This is a genomic window from Psychromonas aquatilis, assembly GCF_038155185.1.
Classification (GTDB): Bacteria; Pseudomonadota; Gammaproteobacteria; order Enterobacterales; family Psychromonadaceae; genus Psychromonas; species Psychromonas aquatilis.
In genome coordinates, this window is the sequence record NZ_JBAKAZ010000490.1 from 1 (window position 1) to 208 (window position 208).

At 36.1% G+C, this 208-nt stretch carries 1 pseudogene; it reads left to right on the forward strand.

The window, feature by feature from the left end:
• Positions 1-8: 8 nt before the first annotated feature.
• Positions 9-208 (forward strand): annotated as a pseudogene (locus V6256_RS16255) (bifunctional tRNA (adenosine(37)-C2)-methyltransferase TrmG/ribosomal RNA large subunit methyltransferase RlmN); the annotation flags it as partial.

A 208-nucleotide genomic window follows, 5' to 3' on the forward strand; every position in this document is an offset into this window, starting at 1 on the left:
TTCAAGGTATGCGTGATTTCTACACTGAAATGGGTGAAAAGCCATTACGAACAGAACAAGTTATGAAGTGGATTTATCATTTTGCTTGTGAAGATTTCGACCAAATGACCAACATAAATAAAGCATTGCGTGAAAAATTAAAAGCGCGTTCTGAAAATGATGCACCTGAAGTAAAAGTTGAACAACGTAGTGATGATGGCACCATAAA